The organism is Actinoplanes sp. NPDC049598 (assembly GCF_040675435.1).
In the GTDB taxonomy this organism is placed as follows: domain Bacteria; phylum Actinomycetota; class Actinomycetes; order Mycobacteriales; family Micromonosporaceae; genus Actinoplanes.
The window spans coordinates 146,577-159,511 of sequence record NZ_JBFAOX010000011.1; the positions used below are offsets into that span (position 1 = coordinate 146,577).

Below are 12,935 nucleotides of genomic sequence, written 5' to 3' on the forward strand. Positions count from 1 at the left end.
CAGAATCGTTTGTAGAACTCACTTAACAGCCTTCCCATCGAGGACCGTAGGAACTCCCCGGAGGAACGTCGCCACGATGCGACCCGGCAGGGTGGTGCCCGCGTACGGTGTGTTGCGGCTGCGGCTCGCCAGCTCGCCCGGGTCCACTACCCGGCGGGCGGACGGATCCACCAGCGTGAGGTTGGCCGGGCTCCCGACGCTCAGGTCGGTGCCGTGGCCGGTCAGGCCCGCGATCTTCGCGGGGGTCCGGGACATCCGCTCGGCGATCAGATCCCACTGCTCGCCGAGCACCGAGAGGACGACCGGCAGCGCCGTCTCCAGCCCGACCATGCCGGGCCGGGCGTACGCCCACTCGCACTCCTTGTCCTCCACCGCGTGCGGCGCGTGGTCGGTCGCGACCACGTCGATGACGCCCTCGATCAGCGCCTCGCGCAGGGCGAGGACGTCCGAGGCGGTACGCAACGGCGGGTTGACCTTGAAGACCGGGTCGTACGACGCGGCCAGCTCGTCGGTCAGCAGGAGGTGGTGCGGGGTGACCTCGGCCGTGACGCGCACGCCGCGGGCCTTGGCCTGGCGCAGCACCTCGACCGAGCCGGCGGTGGAGACGTGGCAGACGTGCAGGCGGCTGCCCACGTGCTCGGCCAGCAGCACGTCGCGGGCGATGATGGCCTCCTCGGCCACCGCGGGCCAGCCGGTCAGGCCGAGGCGGGTGCTGACCTCGCCCTCGTGCATCTGGGCGCCCTCGGTGAGGCGGGGCTCCTCGGCGTGCTGGGCGATGATGCCGTCGAACGCCTTCACGTACTCCAGGGCGCGGCGCATCAGGCGCGGGTCGGCCACGCAGAAACCGTCGTCGGAGAAGATCCGTACGCCCGCGGCCGAGGTCGCCATCGCACCCAGCTCGGCCAGTTGCCGGCCGGCCAGGCCGACCGTGACGGCGCCGATCGGCTGGACGTCGACCAGCCCGGCCTCGCGGCCCAGCCGCCAGACCTGCTCCACGACGCCGGCCGTGTCGGCCACCGGCGACGTGTTGGCCATCGCGAAGACCGCCGTGTACCCGCCGAGCGCGGCCGCCCGGGAGCCGGTCTCGACCGTCTCCGCGTCCTCGCGGCCCGGCTCGCGCAGGTGGGTGTGCAGGTCGACCAGACCCGGCAGCGCGACCAGCCCGTCGGCGTCGATGACCTCGGGCTTGTCCGAAATGTCGGAGACGATCGCGCCGTCGCTGATCAGCAGGTCGGCCGGCGCGGCGCCGAGCACCGACACGCCCTTAATCAAGAAACTCACGCCTTGCCCCCAAGCAGCAGATAAAGAACGGCCATGCGGGCGCTGACCCCGTTGGCGACCTGTTCGACGATGGTGGATCGGGAGGAGTCGGCCACCTCGGGCGTGATCTCCATGCCGCGGTTCATCGGGCCGGGGTGCATGACGATCGAATGCTCCGGCATCTTGCGCATGCGCGCGAGGTCGAGACCGTAGCGGCGGCTGTACTCCCGGGCGGAGGGGAAGTACGAGTCCTGCATGCGCTCGGTCTGCACTCGCAACATCATCACCACGTCCATGTCGGGCAGGACGCTATCGAGGTCGTACGACACTTTCGTCGTCTTGGAGAGCGCCGCGGCGACATCGAGCGGGATGAGCGTGGGCGGCCCGACGAGGGTGACCGAGGCGCCGAGGGTCGTGAGCAGCAGAACGTTTGATCGCGCGACCCGGCTGTGAAGCACGTCACCCACGATGGCGACCTTGAGACCGTCGAGGCGCCCGAGCCGCGAGCGCATCGTGTACGCGTCCAGCAGCGCCTGGGTGGGGTGCTCATGCGTACCGTCACCGGCGTTGACCACCGAGCCGTCGACCCACTGGGCCAGCCGGTGCGGCGCGCCCGAGGCCGGGTGACGGATGACGACCGCGTCGGCCCCCATCGCCTGCAGGGTCAGCGCCGTGTCCTTCAGGCTCTCGCCCTTCGAGACGCTGGAGCCCTTGGCCGAGAAGTTGATGACGTCAGCCGAGAGACGCTTGGCCGCCGCCTCGAACGAGATGCGGGTGCGGGTCGAGTCCTCGTAGAACAGATTCACGACCGTACGGCCGCGCAGCGTCGGCAGCTTCTTGACCTCGCGGCCGGCCAGGGCGGCCATCTCCCCCGCGGTGTCCAGGATCAGGGTGGCCGTGGCCGCGTCGAGATCGGCGGCGGAACGGAGATGCTTGATCATTGGTCGTCGCTCCCCGTCAGTCGTACCTCGTCGAGCCCGTCCGTCTCGGTCAGTGAGACGCGGACGCTCTCGGAGAGAGCAGTCGGAATGTTCTTGCCGACGTAGTCGGCGCGGATCGGCAGCTGCCGGTGGCCCCGGTCGACCAGGACGGCCAGCTGTACGGAGCTCGGCCGCCCCTCGTCGTTCAGGGCGTCCAGCGCGGCCCGGACCGTACGGCCGCTGAACAGCACGTCGTCGACGAGGATGACCCGCCGGCCGTCGATGCCGCCGCCGGGCAGCTCGGTCTTGCCGAGCGCGCGGGTGGCGTGCAGCCGCAGGTCGTCGCGGTAGAGGGTGATGTCGAGCGATCCGACGGGCACGTCGATGCCCTCGAAGGCGTGAATGCGGGCGGCCAGGCGCTGCGCGAGCGGCACCCCGCGGGTGGGAATCCCGAGCAGGACGGTGCCGGTGGCCCCGGACGTCTTCTCCAGGATCTGATGAGCGACCCGGTCGACGACCCGGTGCAGGTCGGACGCGCTCAAGATGATCTTACTGGGCGTGTCGGCACGTGGCTGCGCCACGGCGGACCTCCTTCCCCGCCTCACGGGACGGGTCGTTAAAGGAAGTTCAGGGCAACCCCGGGAGGGGTCACCACATGGGCTGACGCTACGTTACCAGTGCACGCGGCGGTGACCATGGTGACGTGCCTGACGGTGACGGCGATCGGACTTATCCGACACTTCTCCCCATCGGCTCGCGACTCATCGGTAACCGACACTTGACCGGAAGTCGCAAACTCCGTACCGTCACGCTGCGTAGCGATCGCGGGAGAAGAACCTTCCGCGACATGCACAGTGGGAGTGTTCCGAATGCCGTCTGAGTACGCCAAGTCGTTGGGCGCCCGCCTGCGTTCCATCCGCCAGCAGCAGGGCCTGTCCCTGCAGGGCGTGGAGGAGAAGTCGAACGGCCGCTGGAAGGCCGTCGTGGTGGGATCGTACGAGCGCGGCGACCGCGCGGTCACCGTCTCGCGTCTCGCCGAACTCGCTGACTTCTACCGCGTTCCCGTCTCGGAGCTGCTGCCCGACGGCAGCGGGGTCCGTCTCGAGGCCACCAACAAGATCGTGCTGGACCTCGAGAAGCTGTACGACACCACCGGCGAGGACCTGGCCTATGTCGCCCGGTACGCCCGGGCCATCCAGCAGCAGCGCGGCGACTACAACGGCCGCGTGCTGTCCATCCGCGCCGACGACCTGCGGGCGCTGGCCATCGTCTACGACATCTCCCCCTCGGGCCTCATCGAGCGCCTCACCGAACAGGGCGTTCTCGTGGCCGACCCGCGCGCGTTCTTCGCCAGCTGAGTTCCGCGTTTCGCATTTGGTGAACTGATCAACGCCGGTCTCCCCACCGGCCACAACCCCCTCTTCCCCCGCTCGACTCGCCGCGCCGGCCCGGCCCCCGCCTCCCGCCGGCCCGAGTCCACACGCCAAAAAGCCCGCGTCGCTCACGCGGGCTTTTTCGCACTCAGAGCCTGTGATCGACTGCCCACTGTGCGTGACATACCACCGCAAACGCTGTCACAAAATTGCAGAAAACAACTGGCAGTAATGTCGACCGTTTTGATCAAGAAAAGAGGCCCCGAGTTCGTATGAACTCGGGGCCGGAAAGCGCTTAGCGGGTGGCGAACTCCGCGATCCGGCCGAGGACGCCGTTGAGGAAGCGCGGGCTGTCGTCGGTGGACATCGTCTTGGCCAGCTCGACGGCCTCGGTGATCGCGACCGGGTCGTCGATCTCCGGCACGTACAGCAGCTCGTAGACGGCGATCCGGGCCAGGTTGCGGTCGACGACCGGCATGCGGTCGATCGTCCAGCCCTCGGCGTAGCTCGCGATCAGCTCGTCGATACGGTCGAGGTGCTCGGCCACACCCTCGACGAGCCCGACCGCGTAGTCAAGGTGGTCCGGGTGGGGCTTGGCGATGCGCTCGAGGTAGGTCGCGAGCACCTCCCGCGGCGGGAGGTCACGCAGATCGGCCTCGTACAGCACGTCCAAGGCCCGCTTGCGGGCCTTGCGACGGGCCGGTGTCTGCGTCGAGCGAGGAGCATCCGCCATGATCAGGAACGACCGAGGTAACGGCCGTCGCGGGTGTCGACCTTGATCTTCTCGCCGGTGGTGATGAACAGCGGAACGTTCACCGTCGCGCCGGTCTCGACGGTGGCCGGCTTGGTGCCGCCGGTCGAGCGGTCGCCCTGCAGGCCCGGCTCGGTGTAGGTGACCTCGAGGAACACGCTGGTCGGAAGCTCGATGTAGAGCGGCACGCCCTCGTGCGTGGCGACCGTCGCCTCGGCCTCGGGCAGCAGGTAGTTGGCGTTCTCGCCGACGGTGCCGCCGGGCACGGTGATCTGGTCGAACGTGTCCAGGTCCATGAAGACGAAGTCGTCGCCGTCCTGGTAGAGGTACTGCATCGTGCGCTTGTCGACCGTGGCCGTCTCGACCTTGGTGCCGGCGTTGAACGTCTTGTCGACGACCTTGCCGGACAGCACGTTCTTGAGCGTGGTGCGCACGAACGCTCCACCCTTGCCGGGCTTGACGTGCTGGAACTCCACGACGGACCACAGGTCGCCGTCGAGGTTGAGCACCAGGCCGTTCTTCAGGTCGTTCGTGGAAGCCATGCCCTGCCTTGATTTCTATGGAAGCTGTCGGTGACCGACCGAGTTTACCGGCGGGAACGTCTAACCGGCGAATCGGGCCAGGTGCTCGAGCGCGAGCCGGTACCCATCGACACCGAGCCCGGCCAGAACGCCGGTGGCGACGGCCGAGATGACCGAATGATGCCGGAATTCCTCGCGTGTATGAATGTTCGAGATGTGCACCTCGATGAGCCGTCCGCGCAGCTGGGCCGCGGCGTCCCGGATCGCGATGTTGTAGTGCGACCACGCCGCCGGGTTGAGCACCACGTCGGCGCCCTCGTCGGCCGCCCGGTGCAGCCACTTGATCATCTCGAACTCGGCGTCGGTCTGGCGCACCTCGACCCGTACGCCCAAGCGCTCCCCGGTCTCCAGGCAGAGCTTCTCCAGGTCGGCGTACGTGTCGTGGCCGTACACGGACGGCTCGCGCGTGCCCAGCCGCCCGAGATTGGGGCCGTTCAGCACGTAGATCATCGCGCCACCTCCGCGTACGCCCGCTCCAGCAGGCTCTCCTCCGGCCCGGTCAGGATGCCCGGCTCGGCCAGGCCGTCGAGCACCACGAACCGCAGCGTGGCCGCCCGCGCCTTCTTGTCGACCCGCATCGCGCTCAGAAGCTCGGGCCAGGCCTCCGGCCCGTACGAGGTCGGCAGCCCCACCTGCTCGAGGACCGCCCGGTGCCGCCGCGCGGTCGCCTCGTCCAGCCGCCCGGCCTGGTGCGCGAGCGCGGCGGCGAAGATCATCCCCACCGATACCGCGTGCCCGTGCTTCCAGGCGTACCGCTCGCGCTTCTCGATGGCGTGCCCCAGCGTGTGCCCGTAGTTGAGGATCTCGCGCAGCCCCGACTCCTTGAGATCGACGCTCACCACCTCGGCCTTGACCCGGATCGCGCGCTCGACCAGCTCCCGCAGCACGTCGGGGCCGAGGTCGCCCTTCTCGACCAGGTCCAGGATGACCGGGTCGGCGATGAACCCGCACTTGATCACCTCGGCCAGCCCGGCCGTCAGGTCGTCGGCGGGCAGCGTGGCCAGCGAGTCCAGATCGCAGAGGACCCCGGCCGGCGGGTGGAACGCGCCGACCAGGTTCTTGCCGGCGGCGATGTTCACGCCGGTCTTGCCACCCACGGCCGCGTCGACCATGCCGAGCAGCGACGTCGAGCAGGGCACCCACCGCACCCCGCGCAGCCAGCTCGCGGCCACGAAACCGGCCAGGTCGGTGACCGCTCCCCCGCCGACGCCGATCACCACGTCCGTACGGGTGAAGTTGTTCCGCCCGAGCTCGTCCCAGCAGATCGCCGCGACCTCGACGGTCTTGCCCGCCTCGGCGTCCGGCACCTCGATGAGCAGCGTCTTCACGCCGGTCGCGGCAGCCACTGCCTCCGCGCGGGCCCGCAGCGGCGCCGAGAACAGGACTGCGGCCTGCGCCGCCCCCTCGATCAGCGAGGGCAGCTCGCCGTACAGATCATGACCGACCAGGACGTCGTACGGACGGTCACCGGCCACCGGGATGCGTGTAACCACGGCGCAAACCCTAGACCGGGGTCCATGGGGTTATATCTTTCTACCCCCAGACGGGTTACACATGTCCCATGCCCAAAATCAACGTGTACCTGCCCGACGATCTCGCCGACGCCGTCCGGGAGAGCGGCATCCCCGTCTCCGCCATCTGCCAGCGCGCCCTGGAGCAGGCCGTGCAGCGCGTGGCCGCCATCCGCGACGCCACCGTGACCGACCTCGACCCGGCCGCCCTGGCCGAGCGCCTGCCCAGCTTCACGCCGCGGCTGGTCACCGTCCTGTCGCTGGCCGCCCAGCGGGACGATCCGGTCACCACCGGCGGCCTGCTGCACGGCATCCTCGCCGAGGGGCAGAACCTGGCCCTGCAGATCCTCTCCGCGATGGACATCCCGCCCACCACCATCACCGCGCCCACCACCGGCGAGCCGACCGGCGACGCCACCGGCCCGCGGTTCAGCAAGCCGGCCGCCATCGCCCTGGAGCTGGCCGTCGGCGAGGCGATCGGCCTCGGCCACAACTACGTCGGCTGCGAGCACCTGATCATCGCCCTGGCCGCCGAGCCCGAGGGCGCCGCCGGCGAGGTCCTGCGGGCCCGCGGCGCCGACGGCCGGGCCATCCGCCGCGCCGTCACCGCCGCCCTGGCCGGCTACGCCCACCTGCGCGCGGCCCGCGCCCCGCAGCCGGACGCGCTGACCGCCGCCCTGGCGCCGCTCATCGAGCGCATCGAGCGTTTGGAGAGTCGCCTGAACTGAGTACAGTCCGCCTCGTGACGGGAATGGAGACCGCACTGCTCAATGTGGGCCGGGCCGTCGTCACGCCCGTGTTCACCCGGTGGCTGACCGGCCGGCGGCAGACTCGCGAGCGGACCCTGCCGCTGGCCGAGCTCCTCCAGCAGTCCGCCCGGGACGAGTTCACCCGTCGCCGCGGCGAGCGCCAGATCGAGTCGGTGGTCGACGAGGTCGCCGAACGCCTGACCCCGCTGATCTCCACCCGGTTCGCCGCGTTGCCGCCGAACGAGGCCGTGGCCGCCCTCGACGCCGTGGCCGACACGTTCCGGCGGGCCGACCTGACCGACGACGCGCTCTTCGCGGCCGACCTCGACCCCGTACGCCTGGCCGCCCACCTGCGCGCCGCCGCCCCACCCGCCGGCCTCTCCGAGCTGGCCCAGCGGCTCTACGACCTCGCCCTGGACGACTGCGCCCGCTGCTTCACCCAGTTCGTCGTCCGGACCGCGCCGTTCGGCCACCGGGCCGCTGTCGAGATGCTGGCCCGCCTGACCGAGCTCACCGGCGTCATGTCGGAGACCCTGCGGCATCTCGCGGTCGGCGGCCTGGTCACGGCCGATTTCCGCCCGCGGTACGCCGAGGTGCTGACCAGCAAGCTGAACGTGCTCGAACTGGTCGGCGTCGAGACCCAGTTCCGCCCCCGGACCACGCTGAGCGTCGCGTACATCAGCCTGGCCGTCACCGGCGACGGCCCGGCGGCGACGCCCCGGTTCGCCCTGCGGCACGCGCGGCCGGAGGAGGCCGCCGGGTCCGAACGTGTCGAGCAGGCCCTGGCCACCCGCCGGCGCATCCTGATCCGTGGCGAGGCCGGCGCCGGCAAGTCCACTCTGCTGCGCTGGCTCGCCGTCACCGCCGCCGGCGACGGCTTCACCGGCCCGCTCGCCGAGTGGAACGGCCGCGTCCCGTTCCTGATCAAGCTGCGCAGCTGGCCGGCCGCGCTGCCCACCCCCGAGCAGTTCCTGACCGGTGTGGCCGACCCGATCGCCGGCACCATGCCCCCGGGCTGGGTGCATCGCCAGCTGGCCGAGGGGCGCGGCCTGCTGCTGGTGGACGGCGTGGACGAGCTTCCGGCCGATCGGCGCCCCCACGTGCGGACGTGGTTGCGGGACCTGCTCGACGCGTACCCCCGGTCCCTGGTCGTCGTCACCTCCCGCCCGCCGGCCGCCCCGGTGCGCTGGCTCGACGACTTCGACTCGCTGTCGCTGGAGCGGCTCACCCCCGCGGACGTACGGGCCCTGATCGATCAGTGGCACCGCGCCGCGCGATCGTCGCCGTCGCTACCCTGCGCCCCGCGCGAACTTCCGCGGTACGAGCAGTCGCTGCTCACCCAGCTCGCGGCCAACCGCCACCTGTACCGCCTGGCCGGCAACCCGCTGATGGCCGCGATGCTCTGCGCGCTCAACCTCGACCGCGAGACGCATCTGCCGCCCGACCGCATGGGCATCTACCAGGCCGCCGTCGACATGCTCCTGCACCGCCGGGACACCGAGCGGGGCGTGCCGGCCGCGCCGCCGGAGATGACCGCCCGCGAGCGTCTGCAACTGCTGCAGGACCTGGCCTGGCGGATCACCCTGAACAACCGGTCCGAGCTGTCCCGCGCGGAAGCGCTCTCCTACCTGGACCGTCGCCTGGCCGGGATGCACCGGGTCACGGCCGGCCCCGAGCAGGTGCTGACCCACCTGGTCGAGCGCAGCGGCGTGCTGCGCGAGCCCGCCCTCGGGCGCATCGACTTCGTGCACCGCACCTTCCAGGAGTACCTGGCCGCCCGCGAGGCGGCCGAGCAGGACATGGGCGGCCTGCTGGCCGCGCAGGCCCACCTGGACACATGGCGCGAGACCATCATCATGGCCGCCGGTCACGGCACCAGCCCGATGCGGGCCGAGCTGATCCGGGGCCTCCTCCGCCGGGCCGACGAGGAGCGCCGGCACCGCCGCCCGCTGATCCTGCTGGCCGCCGCCTGCCTGGAGACGATGCCCTCACTGGAGCCGCCGAGCCTGATCACCGAGCTTCTCGGCCGCCTCGACACGATGCTGCCGCCCCGCCGGGAGTCGGAGGCACGGTCGCTGTGCATGGTCGGCGAGCCGATCCTGCACCGTCTCCCGCGCACCCTGGCCGGCCTCACCGCGGCCCAGGCGACCGCCGTCATCGACACCGTCGTCCTGGTCAACGGCCCGGCGGCCGTCCCCCTGCTGGCCGGTTACGCCTCCGATCCGCGCCCGCCGGTGCAGAAGCTGCTCATCGAGGCCTGGCGGGCGTTCGACCCCGGGGAGTACGCGGTGAAGGTGCTGGCCGACGCTCCGCTCGACGACGGTTCGGCCACCATCGCGGAGCCGGCGCTGCTCGGCGCCGCCCGGCACCTGCGCCGCCTGCGCACCCTCCGCGCCCGGTTCGAACGCCCGGTCGACCTCGCCGACCTGCCCGAGGCGCCCGCCCTCAGCAGTCTCTTCCTGGTCGGCCGGGGCCACCGGAACCTGCACGAGCTGCGCCGCTACCGCGGGCTGAGCGAGGTCTTCCTCTGGAACTGCGACGAGATCACCCGGCGGGACGTCGAGGCGCTGGCCACCCTGCCCAGCCTGCGGACCTTCGGCGTCTCGGACGGGGCCGGGACGAGCCGGGACGCGGTCGAGGCCATCGCCGGCATGACCGGGCTGCACAGCGTGCACGTCCGGCTCGCCCCCGACGCGGCCGACGTCTCCCGGCTCACCGCGATGCCGGCGCTGGAGGACCTGGGCCTGGAAGGCACGCCGATCAGCACGTTCGGGCCGCCGAACCAGCTGCGCGACCTCGAACTGGGCTACGGCACCCTGACGGCCGACGATCCGGCCCGGCTGACCGAGGCGTTCCCCCGCCTGACGGTGCTGCGGCTCTCCGGCGAGGAGTGGACGGATCTCGCCTTCGCCGCCGAGCTGCCCCGCGTCGAGTTCCTGGTCCTGCGCGATCCGACCGAGCAGGCCCTGCGCAGCCTGCGGCCTCCGCCGCGGCTGCGCATGCTGTGGCTGAGCATGGAGGACGGGCTCGACCTGACCCCGCTGGTACGCCTGCAGCAGGTGACCGAGATCGGCATCTGGCTCCCCACGAGCCGGAAGATCGACCTGTCCCCGTTCCGCGACTGGCACGGCGGCTCACTGGAGATCGCCTTCTCCAAGCCCAACAAGATCATCGGACGCCGAGGGCTGCCACCCTCCGTCCGGATCAGGCTGCCGTAAGCCGCTCGGCTCGCGGGCTGCCACCCACCGACCGGATCAGGCCGCCGCAAGCCGCTCGGCTCGCGGGCTGCCACCCACCGACCGGATCAGGCCGCCGTAAGCCGCTCGGCCACCTCGGCCGCGATTTCCGCCGGCGCCCGGCCGTCGGTCGCCACGGTGTGGGTGGCCACCTCTGCGTACAGCGGCCGCCTTTGATCCAGAAGGAACTTCAGCGTGGCCCGCGGGTTCAGGTTCAGCAGTGGGCGGCCCGCGCCCAGCCCGACCCGCTTGACCGCGTCGCTGAGCTCGACCGACAGGTAGACCACGGTGTGCTCGGTGAGCAGCTTGCGCGTCCCGTCGTGCAGGATCGCCCCGCCACCCAGCGCCAGCACCCCGTCGAAACTCTTGAGTGTCTCCGAGATCACCTGACGCTCCAGCGCCCGGAACGCCTCTTCCCCGTCGTCGATGAAGATCTCCGGGATGGGTTTGCCGGCCCGCGCCTCGATGAGCGTGTCGGCGTCGGCGAACTCGGCCCCGAGCAGAGCCGCGACGGCCGCGCCGATCGTCGACTTGCCGGCGCCCGGCGCGCCCACGAACACGGCCCGGGGCGCCATCAGCGGATGACCAGACTCTCGAGGTAGCTCGCCAGGTTCCGGCGGATCTCGGCCACCGAATCCCCGCCGAACTTCTCCACCGCCGCCTCGGCCAGCGTCAGCGCCACCATCGCCTCGGCCACCACGCCCCCGGCCGGCACCGCGCAGACATCCGACCGCTGGTTGATCGCCGTCGCCGGCTCCCCCGTAACGACATCCACGGTCTGCAGCGCCCGGTTGAGCGACGAGATCGGCTTGAGCGCCGCCCGCACCCGCAGCGGCTCCCCGTTCGTGATGCCACCCTCGAGCCCACCGGCCCGATCGGTCACCCGCCGCACCCCGTCGGCGGTCGGAATGATCTCGTCGTGGGCCACCGACCCCCGCGAACGGGCCTGCGTGAACCCGTCGCCGATCTCCACGCCCTTGACCGACTGGATGGACATCAGCGCCGCCGCCAGCCGCGCGTCCAACTTGCGGTCCCACTGCACATGCGTGCCCAGACCCGGCGGTACGCCGTAAGCCAGCACCTCGACGATGCCGCCGAGCGTGTCCGCGTCCTTCTTGGCCGCGTCGACCTCCGCCACCATCCGCGCGCTCGCCTCGGGATCCAGGCAGCGCAGCGGATCGGCGTCGATCCGATCGGCATCCTCCGGCGCCGGGATCAGCCCGGCCTTGGCCGCCACCGACCCGAGCTCGATCACATGCGACACGATGTCGATGCCCAGCGCCTGCTTGATCAGCTTCTTGGCCACGACCCCGACGGCCACCCGCGCCGCGGTCTCCCGCGCACTGGCCCGCTCCAGAATCGGCCGCGCGTCCGTATGCCCGTACTTCTGCATGCCGGCCAGATCAGCGTGCCCAGGCCGCGGCCGCGTCAACGGCGCGTTCCGCGCCTGCGACGCCAGCTCCTCCGGATCAACCGGGTCAGCCGACATCACGGTCTGCCACTTGGGCCACTCCGAGTTACCCACCCGAATAGCCACCGGGCTCCCGAGCGTCAGCCCATGCCGGATGCCACCGATGACTTCGATCTCATCCTGCTCGAACTGCATACGCGCCCCGCGCCCATATCCCAGCCGCCGCCGCGCGAGATCGCGCCCGATCTCCGCGCTCGTCACCTCCACCCCGGCGGGAACACCTTCGAGGAGCGCAACAAGCGCCGGTCCATGCGATTCACCTGCGGTCAGCCAGCGCAACACCCCCAAATCTTCCCACGCCCCCAGCGCATCCCCACGCACCCCCACCCCCATCCCGCCAGCCGGACCCCACCCCCACGCGCCGCCCCACCGACGCCGCCATCACCCGCGCCGTCGCCCCACCCCATCTCACCGCCCAGCCCGTCCGGCTAACCGTCGCGTCGTCACCCCAGCCCTTCGCCGTCGTCCTGGCCCCACCCGAGCGACCGCCGCCCGAGCCGCTCCTTCACCACCGCCACCTCATAGCCGGCCCAGCCCATCGCCGTCGTGCACACCGCGCCGCCGCGACCCCTTCCGCCGCCCCACCGACGTGTGCCGTCGTCATCCCGCCCGAGCCACACGCACTCCGCTTGGCCGCCCCACCTGCCCGTCTTCGCACCACGCTGCCCTCAGCCCCACTGGCCCTTCTTCCAAGCCGCACCTGCGTGACCGGCGCGATCCGCATGCCCTCGCCTCGTTGCGGACCGCAGCCATCTCGCGCCCGACGGCTGGACCGAGAGACCCCCAACCCGCGTGACCGGCCTGGAATTGCCGACCAACCCACCACCCAGATCAGCCCGCCCGAGCAACACCCCTACCCCAGCCACAGCGCGGCAGCGAACAGCGCCCACCACCCACCGCAGGGGGATTCACCAAGCCCGGCCTCCCCGCAGCAGCCGGCGACCACCCTCCCGGCCGCAACGTGACACCCGGCAAGGTCGGAGGCATGGGGTGCCCGCCAACGGCATAAAACGCTCCCCAGTCAGCCGTCGGCGGGCACCCCATGCCTCCGACCGTCTCGCGCAAGCAAGCCCAGCCCACCAG

At 71.2% G+C, this 12,935-nt stretch carries 12 protein-coding genes; 3 read left to right on the forward strand and 9 right to left on the reverse strand.

Going from position 1 to position 12,935, the window contains the following annotated elements; all coding sequences use genetic code 11:
- Nucleotides 1-18: 18 nt before the first annotated feature.
- Genes AB0J66_RS25260 through pyrR form a run of 3 tightly spaced genes read right to left on the reverse strand, consistent with a single transcriptional unit; the run spans nt 19 to nt 2,761 of the window.
- Nucleotides 19-1,281 (reverse strand): dihydroorotase, encoded by a 1,263-nt coding sequence (locus AB0J66_RS25260; protein WP_364665101.1) that lies wholly within the window; start codon nt 1,279-1,281, stop codon nt 19-21.
- Entirely contained in the window at nt 1,278-2,201 is a 924-nt protein-coding gene (locus AB0J66_RS25265) for an aspartate carbamoyltransferase catalytic subunit (protein WP_364665104.1), read from the reverse strand. Before AB0J66_RS25265 ends, AB0J66_RS25260 begins: the two co-directional genes overlap by 4 nt.
- Nucleotides 2,198-2,761 carry a bifunctional pyr operon transcriptional regulator/uracil phosphoribosyltransferase PyrR gene (gene pyrR / locus AB0J66_RS25270; RefSeq protein ID WP_364665106.1) on the reverse strand — a complete coding sequence of 188 codons (564 nt, stop codon included), beginning with the start codon at nt 2,759-2,761 and terminating at the stop codon, nt 2,198-2,200. Before pyrR ends, AB0J66_RS25265 begins: the two co-directional genes overlap by 4 nt.
- Before the next feature lie 288 nt (nt 2,762-3,049).
- Here pyrR and AB0J66_RS25275 point away from each other — a divergent pair, with 288 nt between their 5' ends.
- Nucleotides 3,050-3,538, forward strand: coding sequence for a transcriptional regulator (locus tag AB0J66_RS25275; protein ID WP_020517563.1), 489 nt, complete (start codon nt 3,050-3,052; stop codon nt 3,536-3,538).
- A 310-nt stretch (nt 3,539-3,848) separates the two neighbouring features.
- On the opposite strand, the gene nusB is transcribed toward AB0J66_RS25275, so the two are convergent.
- Genes nusB through aroB form a run of 4 tightly spaced genes read right to left on the reverse strand, consistent with a single transcriptional unit; the run spans nt 3,849 to nt 6,378 of the window.
- On the reverse strand, nt 3,849-4,286 hold the full coding sequence (gene nusB, locus AB0J66_RS25280) for a transcription antitermination factor NusB (RefSeq protein ID WP_364665109.1): 438 nt from the start codon (nt 4,284-4,286) through the stop codon (nt 3,849-3,851).
- A gap of 2 nt (nt 4,287-4,288) precedes the next feature.
- Nucleotides 4,289-4,846 carry an elongation factor P gene (gene efp, locus AB0J66_RS25285; protein ID WP_364665111.1) on the reverse strand — a complete coding sequence of 186 codons (558 nt, stop codon included), beginning with the start codon at nt 4,844-4,846 and terminating at the stop codon, nt 4,289-4,291.
- Between the two features lie 60 nt (nt 4,847-4,906).
- Nucleotides 4,907-5,335 carry a type II 3-dehydroquinate dehydratase gene (gene aroQ / locus AB0J66_RS25290; RefSeq protein ID WP_364665114.1) on the reverse strand — a complete coding sequence of 143 codons (429 nt, stop codon included), beginning with the start codon at nt 5,333-5,335 and terminating at the stop codon, nt 4,907-4,909.
- A complete protein-coding gene (gene aroB, locus AB0J66_RS25295; protein ID WP_364665116.1) occupies nt 5,332-6,378 on the reverse strand; it encodes a 3-dehydroquinate synthase in 1,047 nt (348 codons plus the stop codon). The genes aroQ and aroB overlap by 4 nt, the downstream gene beginning before the upstream one ends.
- A gap of 68 nt (nt 6,379-6,446) precedes the next feature.
- Between aroB and AB0J66_RS25300 the strand changes: the two genes are divergently transcribed.
- Both AB0J66_RS25300 and AB0J66_RS25305 read left to right on the forward strand, forming a co-directional pair.
- Nucleotides 6,447-7,124, forward strand: coding sequence for a Clp protease N-terminal domain-containing protein (locus AB0J66_RS25300; RefSeq protein WP_364665119.1), 678 nt, complete (start codon nt 6,447-6,449; stop codon nt 7,122-7,124).
- A 23-nt stretch (nt 7,125-7,147) separates the two neighbouring features.
- The gene (locus AB0J66_RS25305; RefSeq protein ID WP_364665586.1) at nt 7,148-10,363 is read left to right on the forward strand and encodes an NACHT domain-containing protein; all 3,216 of its coding nucleotides are present in this window, start codon (nt 7,148-7,150) and stop codon (nt 10,361-10,363) included.
- An 86-nt stretch (nt 10,364-10,449) separates the two neighbouring features.
- Here the strand turns inward: AB0J66_RS25305 and AB0J66_RS25310 are convergent, their stop codons facing one another.
- Both AB0J66_RS25310 and aroC read right to left on the reverse strand, forming a co-directional pair.
- Nucleotides 10,450-10,956 (reverse strand): shikimate kinase, encoded by a 507-nt coding sequence (locus AB0J66_RS25310; RefSeq protein ID WP_364665121.1) that lies wholly within the window; start codon nt 10,954-10,956, stop codon nt 10,450-10,452.
- Nucleotides 10,956-12,134 carry a chorismate synthase gene (gene aroC / locus AB0J66_RS25315; protein WP_364665589.1) on the reverse strand — a complete coding sequence of 393 codons (1,179 nt, stop codon included), beginning with the start codon at nt 12,132-12,134 and terminating at the stop codon, nt 10,956-10,958. The genes AB0J66_RS25310 and aroC overlap by 1 nt, the downstream gene beginning before the upstream one ends.
- Between the last annotated feature and the right edge of the window lie 801 nt (nt 12,135-12,935).